Consider the following 13529-nt stretch of genomic DNA (forward strand, 5'->3'; position numbering starts at 1 on the left):
TTATGAATGACTATATATTTACATTCCCAACGGCATGGCAAATAGATGTAGGAACAGTAATAGATGATTCTATAAAACAGTTCAGCAAAGATTATGAGGGGATACTTAGTATCATAAAGTTCGGCGCCATAGATGCGATTCAGGCAATCAACAATCTGCTGTCTTCTGTTCCGTGGATTGTGCTTATATTATTAGTCGTATTTTTAGGATACAGAGTAAGCAGGAAGATAACAACAGGTGTATTATACGGAGCAATGTTATTTTTCATAGGAATCTTTGGTCTTTGGGGAAATATGATTGAAACTATAAGTATTGTAATTGTTGCTGTATCCATATCTATTGTTTTAGGATTTCCCGTGGGTATACTTATATCTATGAGTAAGAGTGCTGACCGGATTATAAGACCTGTTCTTGATCTTATGCAGACAATGCCTGCATTTGTATATCTTTTGCCTGCGGTTGTGCTATTCAGTACGGGAATCATGCCTGCTCTGCTGGCAACTATTATTTATTCGGTTGTACCCATGATAAGAATGACAAGCCATGGTATTACTCATGTTGACAAGGAAGTAAAAGAAGTGGCTATAGCCTTTGGTTCAACAAGGATGCAGGCTCTTGTAAAGGTACAGATACCACAGGCCATGCCCACAATAATGACAGGAGTAAATCAAACAATTATGATGGCAATGTCAATGGTGGTTACAAGTGCGATTATAGGAGCCAATGGCCTCGGAATGGAAATACTTCTTGCCATAAACCGTGTGCAAATGGGTAAGGCATTGTTGCCGGGAATTTCAATAGTTATTATCGCCATTATTTTAGACCGTCTTACGCAGGGAATAACAAAGAAAAATGAGGTGGCAGAATAATGAATGACAATATAATAGAAGCAAGTAATATATCAAAATTGTATGGTTTAAATAAAAAAGAGGCATCGAAAATGATGAAGGACGGATTTGAAAAGGATGAGGTATATAAAAAAACAGGGGTAACTGTCGCCTTGTGGGACGTTTCCTTCAATGTAAAAAGAGGTGAAATTTTTGTAATAATCGGTTTGTCCGGCTCCGGAAAATCTACACTGATTCGTTGCTTCAATCAGCTTTTGAAACCCACATCAGGGAAGATATATTTTGATGGCAAGAATATAGAAGCATTTAATAAAAGGGAACTGCTTGAATATAGAAGAAATAAAATTTCAATGGTTTTTCAAAATTTCGGTCTTATGCTGCACCGAAACGTTATGGATAATGTTGCATATGGTCTGGAAGTCAAAAAGGTGTCAAAAGGGGAAAGGCGGAAGAGAGCTTTTGAAATGACGAAGTTAGTCGGTCTTGAGGGATTGGAAAACAACTCTATTTCCAGTCTTTCCGGAGGTATGAAGCAGAGGGTGGGGCTTGCGAGAGCCCTGGCAAATGATCCGGAGGTATTGCTTATGGATGAACCATTTTCAGCTCTTGATCCACTTGTACGGAAGGACATGCAGTTTGAACTTCTATCCCTGCAAAGGAAGTTAGAAAAGACGATAATTTTTATAACTCATGATATAAATGAAGCTTTTAAGCTTGGAGATACTGTTGCTATAATGAGGGATGGAAAGGTAATTCAGATAGATACGCCCGAGAATATGTCCGTAAATCCAGCGAATGATTATGTGAAAAAGTTTATTGACAGTGCTGACAAATCAAAAATAAGGAGTGTTAAGCATGTTATGATTACTCCTGCCTGCCTCATAAGAGAAAACGATTCAGTTAAAAATGCAATAAGGGAAATGCGCCAGAATTCTGTTTCAAGCGCATATGTTATTGATGCCAAGATGAAATATAAAGGGATATTGACAATTGATGATGCAATAAAGGCAAATAGCGAAAATCTAAAGCTTTTTGACATAGTGAGGAAGGATGATGCATTGACAGCAAAGGAAGACGTTCATGTTAGTGATATACTTCCAATGGCTGTAGAAGCAAAGTTCCCCATAGTAGTTACCGATGAAGAGGGGGTATTGAAGGGAATTGTGACAAAAAGTTCTGTACTGTCTTCTTTGACAGAATAGTTTATATTAAAGCACCGAATTTGTACTTGCTACAAATTCGGTTTTTATATATCCGGTTTTTTATCATCAATATTTCTTCCTGTCTTAAGGCTGATATGATATAATATTATTAAATTTAAACAGGGTGATATAAATGATACTTATAAAAAACGGCAGGGTAGTTGACCCTGAAAGCAAAAGGGATGAAGTAACGGATATATTAATTGATGGAGAAATAATAAAAAAAATAGGAAAAAATATATCTGAACCAAATATAGGTAAAATAATTGATGCAAGCGGGATGATTGTTTCGCCCGGATTAATTGATGTTCATGTTCATTTCAGAGATCCCGGATTTACATATAAGGAAGATATATTATCCGGATCAAAAGCAGCAGCAAAAGGCGGATTTACTACCGTTATATGTATGGCAAATACAAATCCTGCAGCTGACAACGAGGAAGTCATACAATATATAATAAACGAAGGTAAAAAATCGCCCATAAATGTTTTGACTACAGCAGCTATTTCAGTGGGATTAAAGGGTACGGAGCTTGTAAACATGGAACAGCTGAAAAGTTCAGGTGCTGTGGGCTTCACGGATGATGGTCTGCCTATAATGAATATAGCCGTTGCTATTGATGCAATGGAAACAGCAAAAATATTAAATGTACCCATCAGTTTTCATGAAGAGGATCCAAATTTAATCTATAATTCAGGAATCAACGAAGGAAAAATATCTGAAAAATTAGGTCTGAAGGGTGCTTTAAAAGAAGCCGAGGAAGTGATGGTTGCAAGAGACTGTATCTTAGCCTTGAAAACAAAAGCAAGAGTAAATATACAACATGTAAGCTCCGGTGAATCGGTTGATATAATAAGATATGCGAAGTTAAAGGGCGCAGACATTTATGCTGAGGCAACTCCTCATCACTTTGCACTTACGGAAGAAGCGGTTATAAAGTATGGTACAAATGCAAAAATGAATCCCCCCTTAAGAACCGAAGAAGACAGATTAGCTATAATCGGAGGTCTTAAAGATAATACAATCAACATTATCGCAACTGACCATGCTCCTCACAGCAATGAGGAAAAAGAGAGAGAATTTTATAAAGCGCCAAGCGGAATAATCGGGTTAGAAACTTCATTATCAATAGGCATAACATATTTGGTTAAAGAGGGTTATTTAGGTATTGCGGAGCTTTTGGAAAAGATGACGATAAATCCGGCAAGGTTATATAATCTTGAGGCAGGTCGTATAAAAGAAGGAGTAACAGCCGATTTAGTTTTATTTGATATAAATGAAAAGTGGACGGTGGATAATTTTCTTTCTAAATCTTCTAATTCGCCATTTTCAGGTCATGAGCTTCAAGGTAAAGTAAAGATTACTCTCTGTGGCGGAAGGATAGTATACAATGACTATCAAAGTGCAACTAACTACATATAATATAATAAATACAATTAAGGTAACAAAGACATTCGTCTTTGCTTGATTATGTATTTATTGTATCAGTGTGAAGCAAGCCGATAAGCGGCTTGCACTTATGATATAAAGAATAAAATAATTAGCAGGTGATGTTATGATTTATTTAGACAATGCTGCAACAACATATCCAAAGCCAAATGCGGTATATGATGAAGTAATGAGGGCAATGAAAGAGTATGGTGCGAACCCCGGAAGAGGCAGCCATGCTATGGCAATAGAAGGTGCAAGAGTAATTTATGAAACAAGAGAGAATTTAGCAAAATTATTTAATATAGACGATCCAATGCGTATTATATTAACTTTTAATGCAACCGATAGCTTAAATCAAGGTATAAAAGGAGTTTTAAATCCGGGAGATCATGTTATAACAACTACTATGGAACATAACTCGGTTTTAAGACCAATAAAAGAATTAGAAAAATATGGAATTGAAAATACCATAGTACATTGCAATAATGATGGAAGTATAAATATTGAAAAATTAGAGGAAGCTATTAAAATTAATACTAAATTAATAGTTACCACTCACGTATCTAATTTAACAGGTACAATTATTCCGATAGAAAAAATTGGAAGCATGTGCAAAAGAAGAAATGTGCTGTTTATGGTGGATGCCTCACAAAGCGCAGGTGTTTTAGAGATTGACATGAAAAGGTACAATATTGATTTACTTGCTGCTCCGGGACATAAGGGGTTGTTAGGACCACAAGGAACCGGTGTCTTAATAATTAACTGTGATGATGAAATAAAACATTTAAAGGAAGGCGGAACCGGAAGCGAATCAAGCAATATTTTCCAGCCAAGTTTTTATCCTGACAAATTAGAAGCCGGTACCCATAACCTTCCGGGTATAGCGGGATTAAATGAAGGAGTAAAGTATATTTTAAACAAGGGCACAAAATCGATTTACAGCCACGAAAAAAGACTTCTTGATGTATTCATCAAAGAAATAAAAAATATCACCAGAATTAAAATTTACGGTCCAAAGGATATAAATCAAAGATGCGGGGTTGTTTCGGTGAATTTAGAAGGTATAGACTCATCCGAATTAGCTTTCATTTTAGATACCGAATACGGTATTTCCGTAAGACCCGGTCTTCATTGCGCACCGTTGGCTCATAAAACAATCGGCACTGAAAATATAGGTGCAGTGAGATTCAGTGTAGGTCCTTTTAATAAAATGACGGAGATAAAAGCAGCGGTAAAAGCTTTGAAAGAAATTGCAAAAAATAATTAATAGAAAAGTGAGAGAGCAAGATAGTTGTTTTAAAATTATCTTGCTTTTTGCACTTACAGTATAAGCTACTGACACCAAATTAAAAATTTGGGTCATCTGCTTAATTAATTAAATTTTAATGCAAACATTACAATAATTTGGTATAATGAAAATAAGTAAATATTGTAGGATAAAAATTATGAAAAAATATATCAGGGTTATTATAATTTGCTTAATAGTTATATTCGGATTAGTATATTTTACATACGGAAAAGAAATATTGATATTGATAGGTGAAAAAAGGATATATAATGTAAAAAATACTCAGGAGACGGATATTTATGCACTTGAAGAATATATGTTTTTCAATGATGGGGTTATAACCTTCAATAATAAAAAAATTGTTTTTTTAAAATATAATAATGATATTGTTTGGGAAAATGAAGATACCGAATTTGCAAAGCAAGTATTCGTTGCTGGGAAATATATATTTAGGAAGACAGAAAATAATGTACAGGTTATAGATAAGAATAATCAAAAGTATGTAATAGCTGAAATTAAAGGTGATTTAATAAATGTTTCACGTGAAAATGATAAAACATATATGATTGTAAGAAACGAATCCGGAAATAATTCATTGTATATCATTAATGATAGCAATGATGTAATCGTAGAGAACAGAGGATTTGATGATAAAATCACAGGTGTTTCTATAAGTGACAGGTCAGAGGGGTATTCGCTTATTACTTTGAGATTTGATAGTGGGGTCGTTATTAATACGGTTTATTTTAATTTGTTGGATGATGTAGAGCTGTGGAAAACTACAATTGAAAATGAGATATTGATGAAGACACAAATTGTAAACAACAATGTTATCGTTATAGGAACAAATAATATTTATTATTACAATTTAAATGGAAAGCTAATGTGGAAAAACAGTATTTTCAATAAAATATTAGATTATGAAATAAAAAAGGATGAACAAAAGTTATTCATGCTGCTTGAGAAAGACGGCTACAATGAATTAATTACATATAATTTTGAAGGAAAAGTTTTAGAAATAAATAAGATACCAAGCGGTGCTCAAAGCTTAAAGATTTATGGAAATAAAATTTTTGCTTATAGCAATAACAGTATATACCTGCTTCATAACAATAAGGTTGATAAAATATATGGAGATACAGAAAGTATTATTGCCGATTTTATTGTAGAAGGCAGAGATATTAATATATTATTTAAGAACAAGCTCGTAAGAGGAGTAATTAAATAAAATTGATGAACTATAGATAAGGAGGGATAAAATGAACTATATAGATGCAGCCGTGTTACTCATCATAGGTTTTTCATGTTTTCAAGGTTACAAAAGGGGTTTTATTAAAACACTTTTCGATACATTGGGAGTTATTGTTGCATTCTTTCTCAGTAAGGAATTTTATTATTTAGTAGAAGATTTTCTAATGGATAATACGAAGCTTTTTATGAAAGTACATGATTTAATTGAAGAAAAATCTTCAATTAAGATTATAGAATCCGTGGATAAGACATTTAACATACCATCTGAATTGCAAAACATACTTAGTAACATTATCAATACAGGTGATTTAACGCAGGCGGATACCATGCAAATTTTTGTTAATAATATCAGCATAATAGTGGTAAGGTCAATAAGTTTTGTTATAACATTTTTAATAATATATGCTATTTTGGTGGCGCTGTCGAATTTAATTAATTTAATATTTAAGCTGCCTATATTAAATATGACTAATAGAATTTTCGGAGCGGGTACGGGATTTGTTAAAGGTGTTATAATATTATACATAATTTTTGCATTATCATCTCCGTTGATTGGTTTTATGCAGGAGAATGGTATCGCCAAGGGTGTGTTAAGCTCCGAATCAAGTAAAATATTTTATGACAACAATATAATATTGAACTATTTATCATATAAAGGATTTTATAACAATTAGGAGGAAAAGATGAAATTAGTTGATGCAAGAGGCTTAGCATGTCCTCAGCCGGTTATTTTAACAAAAAAGGAAACGGATTTAGGTGAATTAAAAATAACTGTTATAGTAGATAATGATACAGCAAAGCAAAATGTCACTAAATTCGGTACTAAATTGCAATATGATATTAAATCGGAAAATAAAGAGGATGGAATTTATATTACATTATCTAAAGTAAACGAAGGTGAAAGCATAGAGGAAGCTGCAGAAGTTGTTATAGAAAACTTTTGTACAAAAAGCGGATACGTTATAGCTACTGATAAGCTTGGTAAGGGCTCAGACGATTTAGGTAAAATCTTGATGAAGAGTTTTTTGTATACCTTGTCTGAAACGAAGCCATATCCGGATTTCTTAATATTTTTGAATTCAGGGGTTAAACTAACCACATCGGGGTCGGATTCGTTAGAAGATTTAAAGAAGCTAAAAGAAGCGGGAGTAAAAATTGTTTCATGTGGAACATGTTTAGATTTCTTTGAAATTAAAAGCAATCTACAGGTTGGGGCAATTTCAAATATGTATGATATAATAGAAACTATAACGGAAGCTTATAAAGTTATAAACATATAGGGAGTTGATAATATGCCGATGCAATTAAATGTAGGGGATGTAGTAAAATTAAAAAAGAAACATCCATGCGGTGGATACGATTGGGAGATTTTAAGAATAGGTGCTGATTTTAGAATAAAGTGCACAACTTGTGACAGACAGGTATGGTTACCGAGGCGTGAGGTTGAAAGAAGAATTACAAAAATAGTAAGTCAAGTAGAACATATCGCTGATGATTCACCAAATAAAGAGTAAACAGTTTCACTCACCAATTTATTGTATTTGACCTACCGCCATTTTTTTCTCCCTTCGGTCGTAAAAATGGGGTTAGGGCATAAGCAGTAGAATTCATCAAATCTGTTAGTTCACTTTCGTTCACACAGATTTGGAATTCCTTGCATTTGACCTACCAACCATTTCTCAGAAAAAAGACTCTGAGAAATGGGGTTAGGGCATAAAAAAGTGTTGACATGCTATTAAAGATGTAATAAGATAATTAAAGAATTAAATAGCCCTTTAATCTGGCACAGAGAGGCTGGGAAGGAACCAATTGTTTATGAAAGTTAAAGCTTCCTATGTCTTGCATTGGAGGCTTTTTATTGCACTTACAGCATAAGCGACTGACACCAAATCAGAGATTTGGGTCATCTGCTTATAGCCCTAACCCTAACGCAGAAAAAAATAGCGGTAGGTCTTATGCACAGAATGCCAAATTTATGCGAACGCAGTGAGCAAATAAATTTGAAGCATTACCCTGCTATTATCTTTAAAATAGTCCGGAGAGGCTAAAAAGGAGGAAACATGTTAAAAGGTAGAAGTTTAATTGAACCAATGGATTTATCTATCGAAGAGTTAGACGAAATTTTGGATTTAGCGGATGAAATTATTAAAAATCCCGCAGACTATTCAGAAGTATGTAAAGGAAAAATACTTGCCACATTATTTTACGAGCCAAGCACAAGAACAAGATTGAGCTTTGAATCCGCAATGCTTCGCTTAGGCGGAGGTATAATGGGTTTTTCATCAGCAGAATCAAGCTCCGCAGCAAAAGGAGAAAGCGTAGCAGACACAATCAGAACAATTTCATGCTATGCAGACATAGCTGCCATGAGACATCCTAAAGAAGGAGCTCCCAAAGTTGCATCATTAAATACCGATATGCCTGTTATAAATGCAGGAGATGGCGGCCACCAACATCCGACTCAAACACTTACAGACTTGTTAACTATCAGATCCCTGAAAGGAAGATTAAATAATTTCACTATAGGACTTTGCGGGGACTTAAAGTTTGGAAGAACGGTTCATTCACTTATCAAAGCATTATCAAGATATGAAAATATAAGATTTATACTAATATCACCCGATGAATTAAGAATTCCCGAATATATCAGAGAAGAAATTTTATTAAAAAACAAAATAGAATTTAAAGAAGTTGAAAGATTAGAAAATGTAATGGAAGAACTTGATGTGTTATATATGACAAGAGTTCAAAAAGAAAGATTTTTTAACGAAGCGGATTATGTAAGATTAAAGGATAGTTATATTTTAAATATGGAAAAGCTTGAAAAGGCTAAAAGCGATATGGTAATTCTTCATCCTCTGCCAAGAGTAAACGAAATATCAGTTGAAGTGGACAAGGATGAAAGAGCATGTTATTTTAAACAAACTAAATACGGTGTATATGTAAGAATGGCTTTGCTAATGAAATTGTTGGGGGTGGAGAAATAATGTTAAATATAGATAGTGTAGAAAAAGGTTTAGTGATAGATCATATCCAAGCAGGAAAGGCAATGGAGATATATAAATACTTAAATCTTGATAAAACGGATTGCAGTGTTGCAATAATAAAAAATGCAAAAAGTAAGAAAATGGGTAAAAAGGATATAATAAAGGTAGAGGATAATATTCATATGGATTTAAAGGTTCTTGGATTTATTGATCCTACAATTACCATAAATGTAATTGATAACAGTGCTATAATAAAAAAGATAAACTTAGAATTACCTGATGAAGTAGAAAATGTAGTGAATTGCAAGAATCCAAGATGTATTACTTCAATAGAGCAGGAAATAAAACATAAATTTAAACTGACAGATAAGAATAACAAGGTATACCGTTGTGTATACTGCGATACAGCTTATGAACAAAATTAAAAAGTTGGGGATGGGCCGTGCAATTGCAGGTCCGTCCCCGAAAATCATGGAGGAAAAATGATAGTCGATAAATTATTTGAACATGTAAAAGAAAGAGGTCATGTTTGCATTGGATTAGACACAGATTACAGTTACCTTCCTGAAACATATGCAAAACAATTTAAAAGTAAAGCTGAAGCGATATATAATTTTAATAAAGAAATAATCGATGCAACCTATGATTTAGCGGCTTGCTACAAAGTGCAGATAGCATATTACGAAGCAATAGGTATAGATGGTTTAAAAGCATATTCAGATACCTTAAAATATATAAAAGAAAAAGGGCAAATATCAATTGCTGATATCAAAAGAGGAGACATATCAAAGACAGCCGAAATGTATGCAATAGGGCATTTTTCCGGTGATTTTGAGGCGGATTTTGTGACGCTCAGTCCGTATATGGGTATAAACGACAGCATAGAACCCTTTTTAAAATATATAAAAGAAAAGGAAAAGGGTATTTTTGTTCTTGTCAGAACCTCTAATAAGGGAGCAAAAGATTTTCAATACATTAAAGATGAAAACGGATTGAACTTATATGAAAATGTTGCTGATATGGTAGAAAAGCTTGCTGAAGAAAATTCAGGCAGCTGCGGTTTTAGTTCGATAGGATCTGTAGTAGGCGCTACAAACAACGAAGAAAGCGAAGCACTTAGAAAAAAATTAAAAACATCGTTTTTATTAATACCCGGCTACGGAGCTCAAGGGGGAAGGGCAGAGGATATAAAAGCATATTTAATTGGTGGAAACGGGGCTGTAGTCAATTCATCAAGAGGTATTCTTTTAGCTTATAAAAAAGAGAGCGATGGTGAAAAAAACTTTGCCATGTGCGCTCGTAACGAAGTTATAAGAATGAGAGACGATATCAGAGCATATTTATAGGAAGGGCGACACACCTCCTCTTTGCAGGGTTAGTCTTTGAGGGACAGGAGGAATGTCCCCGTCAGAAGGAGTCGAAATGAAGGTTATTAATAGCAGTATAATAGAAAATAAATTAATTTCAAATAGAATATATAAGCTTAAGGTCGAGTATACAGGGGACATAATTCCGGGACAATTTTTCATGATAAAAACTTTAGACAACTCATTCTTATTGCCGCGTCCGATAAGTGTTCATGATTTTAACCACCATGAGGTAACATTCCTATACAGGACGGAAGGTACAGGTACTACAAAAATGAGCACAATGAGAGAAAATGATCTTATTCAGTTGTTCGGACCTCTTGGAAACGGCTTTGACCTAAAAGAACTAAAAGGCAAGACGGCTATAATAGGCGGCGGCATAGGTGTAGCGCCATTGTTGTATCTTTCAAAGGTACTGGGCAAAAATGCTGATGTTTATTTGGGTTACAGAAATGATGTGTATATGGATGATTCATTCAGACAATATGCGGGTAATACGGTTGTGTGTACTGAAGACGGATGCATAGGTGAAAAGGGCTTCGTTACGGATTTCATCGACTACAATAATTACGATGCAGTTGTTACATGCGGTCCCGAAATAATGATGAATAAAATAATTGAAGGCTGTCGAGAACATAATGTTAAATGCTTTGTTTCTTTAGAAAGAAGGATGGCATGCGGCATGGGGGTATGTCTTGGGTGTACAGTTGAAACAAAGGATGGATATAAAAGGGCATGCAAGGATGGTCCCGTTTTTTCGGCAGACGAATTGAGGTGTTAATATGGCAAAGTTAATAACAAATGCAATGGGGTTGGAATTCAAAAATCCTGTTTTAACCGCTTCCGGCACATTTGGATTTGGTGAAGAATTTTCAGAAATTTATGATTTATCAAAGCTCGGAGGAATTTGCAGCAAGGGGCTTACTCTTTGTGAAAGGCAAGGCAACAGCGGTATACGTATTTGGGAAACTCCCATGGGTATGATAAACAGTATAGGGCTGCAAAACCCGGGAGTAGATAATTTTATAAAATATGAGCTTCCAAGGATGAAAGGCTATAACACCGTAATTGTTGCAAATTTAGGCGGACATTGCGAGGAAGATTATTTTGAAGGAATATATAAATTAAATGAATCAGATGTGGACTTAATAGAACTGAACATTTCGTGTCCCAATGTAAGAACCGGAGGTATGGCATTTGGAGTAAAATCATCGGTTGCTTATAATGTAGTATCAAGGGTAAAAAGAATTTGTAAAAAACCTTTAATGGTTAAATTATCTCCTAATGCAGAAAGCATATCTGAAATGGCAATTGCTTGTGAAGAAGCGGGAGCAGACGGCATATCTCTGATTAATACAATTCAAGCTATGGCAATTGATATTAAGAAAAGAAAGCCGGTATTTGATAATGTTTATGCAGGTCTGTCAGGACCATGCGTAAAACCCATCGCTTTAAGAATGGTTCATGAAGCAGCTAAAAACGTAAAAATTCCCGTATGTGGATTAGGGGGTATAATGACCGCCCAGGATGTTATAGAATTTATAATGGCAGGTGCAACCTTAGTACAAATAGGAACAGCTAATTTTATAAAGCCGGACGTTGCCATAGATATTATTAAAGGATTAACGGAATTCATGGACAGGGAAGGTATCGATTCACTTGATGAAATAAGAGGCATAATATAACGATGGATTAGCAAGGGACTGTCAGTAGAAAATAGAGATAGTAAAATCTTTCAATTGCTAATCTATGGCAAATCAATTGTTTATAGGAGGAGAATATGAGTATAGATGTGGTTGAAATATTAAAGGAATGTGGAGCATTATTGGAAGGTCACTTTTTATTATCATCCGGAAAGCACAGCAACAGATATTGCCAATGTGCAAAGCTTCTGCAATATCCCGACAAGTCAGAAAAGGTTATATCATTAGTAGCTGAAAAAGTTAAGGATTTAAATTTAGATGTTATAGTAGGTCCCGCCATGGGCGGAATAACAGCTGCCTATGAGCTTGGCAGACAATTGGGTATAAGAGCCGTATTTACTGAAAGAGAAAATAATGTAATGACGCTTCGACGTGGTTTTGAAATACATTCCGGAGAAAAAATATTAATAATGGAAGATGTTGTTACAACAGGCAAGTCATCTATGGAAACGGCAGAGGTGCTTGAAGGATTAGGCGGAGAAGTTGTGGGAATCGGATGTATTGTTGACCGAAAATCAAGCCAAATTTCATTAACGATATACAGTGCAACAGAATTAGAATTTGAAACCTATGAGCAGTATAATTGTCCACTTTGCAGTGACGGTTCAAAACCCGTAAAGCCGGGCAGCAGAAAGTTTTGATCATTCCAAGGGAGATCTTTCGCTATGCTCAGGATGACAAAATCGTGTCATTCCGAATGCAGTGAGGAATCTCCCTTCATTTTTACCAATCGCTAATCAATTGTTCTTACAGAAAGAAGAAAGGCCAGAATAACCACCAAATTGGGTTTTCACATCTACCGTATCTGTCGCAATATGGATATTGATAATATCTGCTTCTATCATACCTTCTATCATACCTTCTGTCATACCTTCTGTCATATCTCCTGTCATATCTGTACATATCATCATACCTTCTGTCATAATCATCCATGTACCTTCTGTCATAGTCATCCATGTACCTTCTGTCATAATCATCCATGTACATTCTGCTATCGTATCTTGAATCATATACATCATACATATTATCATCTAAGTTGAAATCTACTGAGTCGTCATAAATATGTGGATTATTGTTGTGATTATCGTCCATATATACACTCCTTAATATTAAATTTATATACTACAATATATGTACCACTTCATAGTATGTTACCTTATATATTGCCTTGGAAATAATTGCACAGCAATTGACGACTTCAAAATAACAGTTTACAAATAATAAAAAAAGTATTAAATTATAACTATGGACATGCTACTGTGGCGCAGCTGGCAGCGCAACTGATTCGTAATCAGTAGGTCAGCGGTTCGAATCCGCTCAGTAGCTTCTATGCGGGTGTGGCTTAGTGGCAGAGCTCCGGCTTCCCAAGCCGGCTGTGTGGGTTCGATTCCCATCACCCGCTTAACAATGCGACTTCGTCGCAGTGAATATTGAACATGGAACAATGAACA

Annotated in this window: 15 protein-coding genes and 2 tRNA genes; 16 read left to right on the forward strand and 1 reads right to left on the reverse strand. The window is 34.8% G+C overall.

Going from position 1 to position 13529, the window contains the following annotated elements; all coding sequences use genetic code 11:
- The first annotated feature begins 2 nt into the window (after positions 1–2).
- The 14 genes from RT412_RS00790 (at position 3) to pyrE (ending at position 12719) form a co-directional block, all read left to right on the forward strand.
- Positions 3–869 (forward strand): ABC transporter permease subunit, encoded by an 867-nt coding sequence (locus RT412_RS00790; RefSeq protein WP_313339313.1) that lies wholly within the window; start codon positions 3–5, stop codon positions 867–869.
- Positions 869–2050: a glycine betaine/L-proline ABC transporter ATP-binding protein gene (locus tag RT412_RS00795; protein WP_313339315.1), complete on the forward strand. Its 1182-nt coding sequence runs from the start codon at positions 869–871 to the stop codon at positions 2048–2050. The genes RT412_RS00790 and RT412_RS00795 overlap by 1 nt, the downstream gene beginning before the upstream one ends.
- 133 nt (positions 2051–2183) lie before the next feature.
- Complete coding sequence (locus RT412_RS00800) at positions 2184–3473, forward strand: dihydroorotase (RefSeq protein ID WP_313339316.1); 1290 nt, start codon at positions 2184–2186, stop codon at positions 3471–3473.
- 133 nt (positions 3474–3606) lie between these two features.
- The gene (locus RT412_RS00805) at positions 3607–4749 is read left to right on the forward strand and encodes an aminotransferase class V-fold PLP-dependent enzyme (RefSeq protein ID WP_313339318.1); all 1143 of its coding nucleotides are present in this window, start codon (positions 3607–3609) and stop codon (positions 4747–4749) included.
- Positions 4750–4927: 178 nt separating this feature from the next.
- Positions 4928–5998: a DUF5711 family protein gene (locus tag RT412_RS00810; RefSeq protein ID WP_313339320.1), complete on the forward strand. Its 1071-nt coding sequence runs from the start codon at positions 4928–4930 to the stop codon at positions 5996–5998.
- A 31-nt stretch (positions 5999–6029) separates the two neighbouring features.
- Positions 6030–6695 carry a CvpA family protein gene (locus RT412_RS00815; protein ID WP_313339322.1) on the forward strand — a complete coding sequence of 222 codons (666 nt, stop codon included), beginning with the start codon at positions 6030–6032 and terminating at the stop codon, positions 6693–6695.
- A 9-nt stretch (positions 6696–6704) separates the two neighbouring features.
- Positions 6705–7301 (forward strand): sulfurtransferase-like selenium metabolism protein YedF, encoded by a 597-nt coding sequence (gene yedF, locus RT412_RS00820; protein WP_313339324.1) that lies wholly within the window; start codon positions 6705–6707, stop codon positions 7299–7301.
- A 12-nt stretch (positions 7302–7313) separates the two neighbouring features.
- Complete coding sequence (locus RT412_RS00825; RefSeq protein WP_313339326.1) at positions 7314–7535, forward strand: DUF951 domain-containing protein; 222 nt, start codon at positions 7314–7316, stop codon at positions 7533–7535.
- A gap of 546 nt (positions 7536–8081) precedes the next feature.
- Complete coding sequence (gene pyrB, locus RT412_RS00830; RefSeq protein WP_313339327.1) at positions 8082–9008, forward strand: aspartate carbamoyltransferase; 927 nt, start codon at positions 8082–8084, stop codon at positions 9006–9008.
- A complete protein-coding gene (locus RT412_RS00835; RefSeq protein ID WP_313339329.1) occupies positions 9008–9433 on the forward strand; it encodes an aspartate carbamoyltransferase regulatory subunit in 426 nt (141 codons plus the stop codon). Before pyrB ends, RT412_RS00835 begins: the two co-directional genes overlap by 1 nt.
- 57 nt (positions 9434–9490) lie before the next feature.
- A complete protein-coding gene (gene pyrF / locus RT412_RS00840) occupies positions 9491–10354 on the forward strand; it encodes an orotidine-5'-phosphate decarboxylase (RefSeq protein ID WP_313339331.1) in 864 nt (287 codons plus the stop codon).
- Between the two features lie 52 nt (positions 10355–10406).
- Positions 10407–11156 carry a dihydroorotate dehydrogenase electron transfer subunit gene (locus RT412_RS00845; RefSeq protein WP_313370077.1) on the forward strand — a complete coding sequence of 250 codons (750 nt, stop codon included), beginning with the start codon at positions 10407–10409 and terminating at the stop codon, positions 11154–11156.
- Between the two features lies 1 nt (position 11157).
- On the forward strand, positions 11158–12060 hold the full coding sequence (locus tag RT412_RS00850) for a dihydroorotate dehydrogenase (RefSeq protein WP_313339336.1): 903 nt from the start codon (positions 11158–11160) through the stop codon (positions 12058–12060).
- Between the two features lie 95 nt (positions 12061–12155).
- Entirely contained in the window at positions 12156–12719 is a 564-nt protein-coding gene (gene pyrE / locus RT412_RS00855) for an orotate phosphoribosyltransferase (RefSeq protein ID WP_313339338.1), read from the forward strand.
- 106 nt (positions 12720–12825) lie between these two features.
- On the opposite strand, the gene RT412_RS00860 is transcribed toward pyrE, so the two are convergent.
- A complete protein-coding gene (locus tag RT412_RS00860) occupies positions 12826–13170 on the reverse strand; it encodes a hypothetical protein (RefSeq protein WP_313339340.1) in 345 nt (114 codons plus the stop codon).
- Positions 13171–13331: 161 nt separating this feature from the next.
- On the opposite strand from RT412_RS00860, the gene RT412_RS00865 reads away from it, so the two are divergent.
- Together RT412_RS00865 and RT412_RS00870 are read left to right on the forward strand one after the other, a co-directional pair.
- Positions 13332–13404 (forward strand) — tRNA-Thr (locus RT412_RS00865).
- 5 nt (positions 13405–13409) lie between these two features.
- Positions 13410–13480 (forward strand) — tRNA-Gly (locus tag RT412_RS00870).
- Positions 13481–13529 lie beyond the last annotated feature (49 nt).

This window comes from Sedimentibacter sp., from assembly GCF_032080165.1.
In the GTDB taxonomy this organism is placed as follows: domain Bacteria; phylum Bacillota; class Clostridia; order Tissierellales; family Sedimentibacteraceae; genus Sedimentibacter.

What these genes read in the sequence shown, in the direction of transcription:
- pyrE (WP_313339338.1), top strand. Translation starts at nt 12,156, where the DNA reads ATGAGTATAGATGTGGTTGAAATATTAAAGGAATGTGGAGCATTATTG.
- RT412_RS00845 (WP_313370077.1), top strand. Translation starts at nt 10,407, where the DNA reads ATGTCCCCGTCAGAAGGAGTCGAAATGAAGGTTATTAATAGCAGTATA.
- RT412_RS00810 (WP_313339320.1), top strand. Translation starts at nt 4,928, where the DNA reads ATGAAAAAATATATCAGGGTTATTATAATTTGCTTAATAGTTATATTC.
- pyrB (WP_313339327.1), top strand. Translation starts at nt 8,082, where the DNA reads ATGTTAAAAGGTAGAAGTTTAATTGAACCAATGGATTTATCTATCGAA.
- RT412_RS00860 (WP_313339340.1), bottom strand. Translation starts at nt 13,170, where the DNA reads ATGGACGATAATCACAACAATAATCCACATATTTATGACGACTCAGTA.
- pyrF (WP_313339331.1), top strand. Translation starts at nt 9,491, where the DNA reads ATGATAGTCGATAAATTATTTGAACATGTAAAAGAAAGAGGTCATGTT.
- RT412_RS00835 (WP_313339329.1), top strand. Translation starts at nt 9,008, where the DNA reads ATGTTAAATATAGATAGTGTAGAAAAAGGTTTAGTGATAGATCATATC.
- RT412_RS00825 (WP_313339326.1), top strand. Translation starts at nt 7,314, where the DNA reads ATGCCGATGCAATTAAATGTAGGGGATGTAGTAAAATTAAAAAAGAAA.
- RT412_RS00800 (WP_313339316.1), top strand. Translation starts at nt 2,184, where the DNA reads ATGATACTTATAAAAAACGGCAGGGTAGTTGACCCTGAAAGCAAAAGG.
- RT412_RS00805 (WP_313339318.1), top strand. Translation starts at nt 3,607, where the DNA reads ATGATTTATTTAGACAATGCTGCAACAACATATCCAAAGCCAAATGCG.
- yedF (WP_313339324.1), top strand. Translation starts at nt 6,705, where the DNA reads ATGAAATTAGTTGATGCAAGAGGCTTAGCATGTCCTCAGCCGGTTATT.
- RT412_RS00790 (WP_313339313.1), top strand. Translation starts at nt 3, where the DNA reads ATGAATGACTATATATTTACATTCCCAACGGCATGGCAAATAGATGTA.
- RT412_RS00850 (WP_313339336.1), top strand. Translation starts at nt 11,158, where the DNA reads ATGGCAAAGTTAATAACAAATGCAATGGGGTTGGAATTCAAAAATCCT.
- RT412_RS00795 (WP_313339315.1), top strand. Translation starts at nt 869, where the DNA reads ATGAATGACAATATAATAGAAGCAAGTAATATATCAAAATTGTATGGT.
- RT412_RS00815 (WP_313339322.1), top strand. Translation starts at nt 6,030, where the DNA reads ATGAACTATATAGATGCAGCCGTGTTACTCATCATAGGTTTTTCATGT.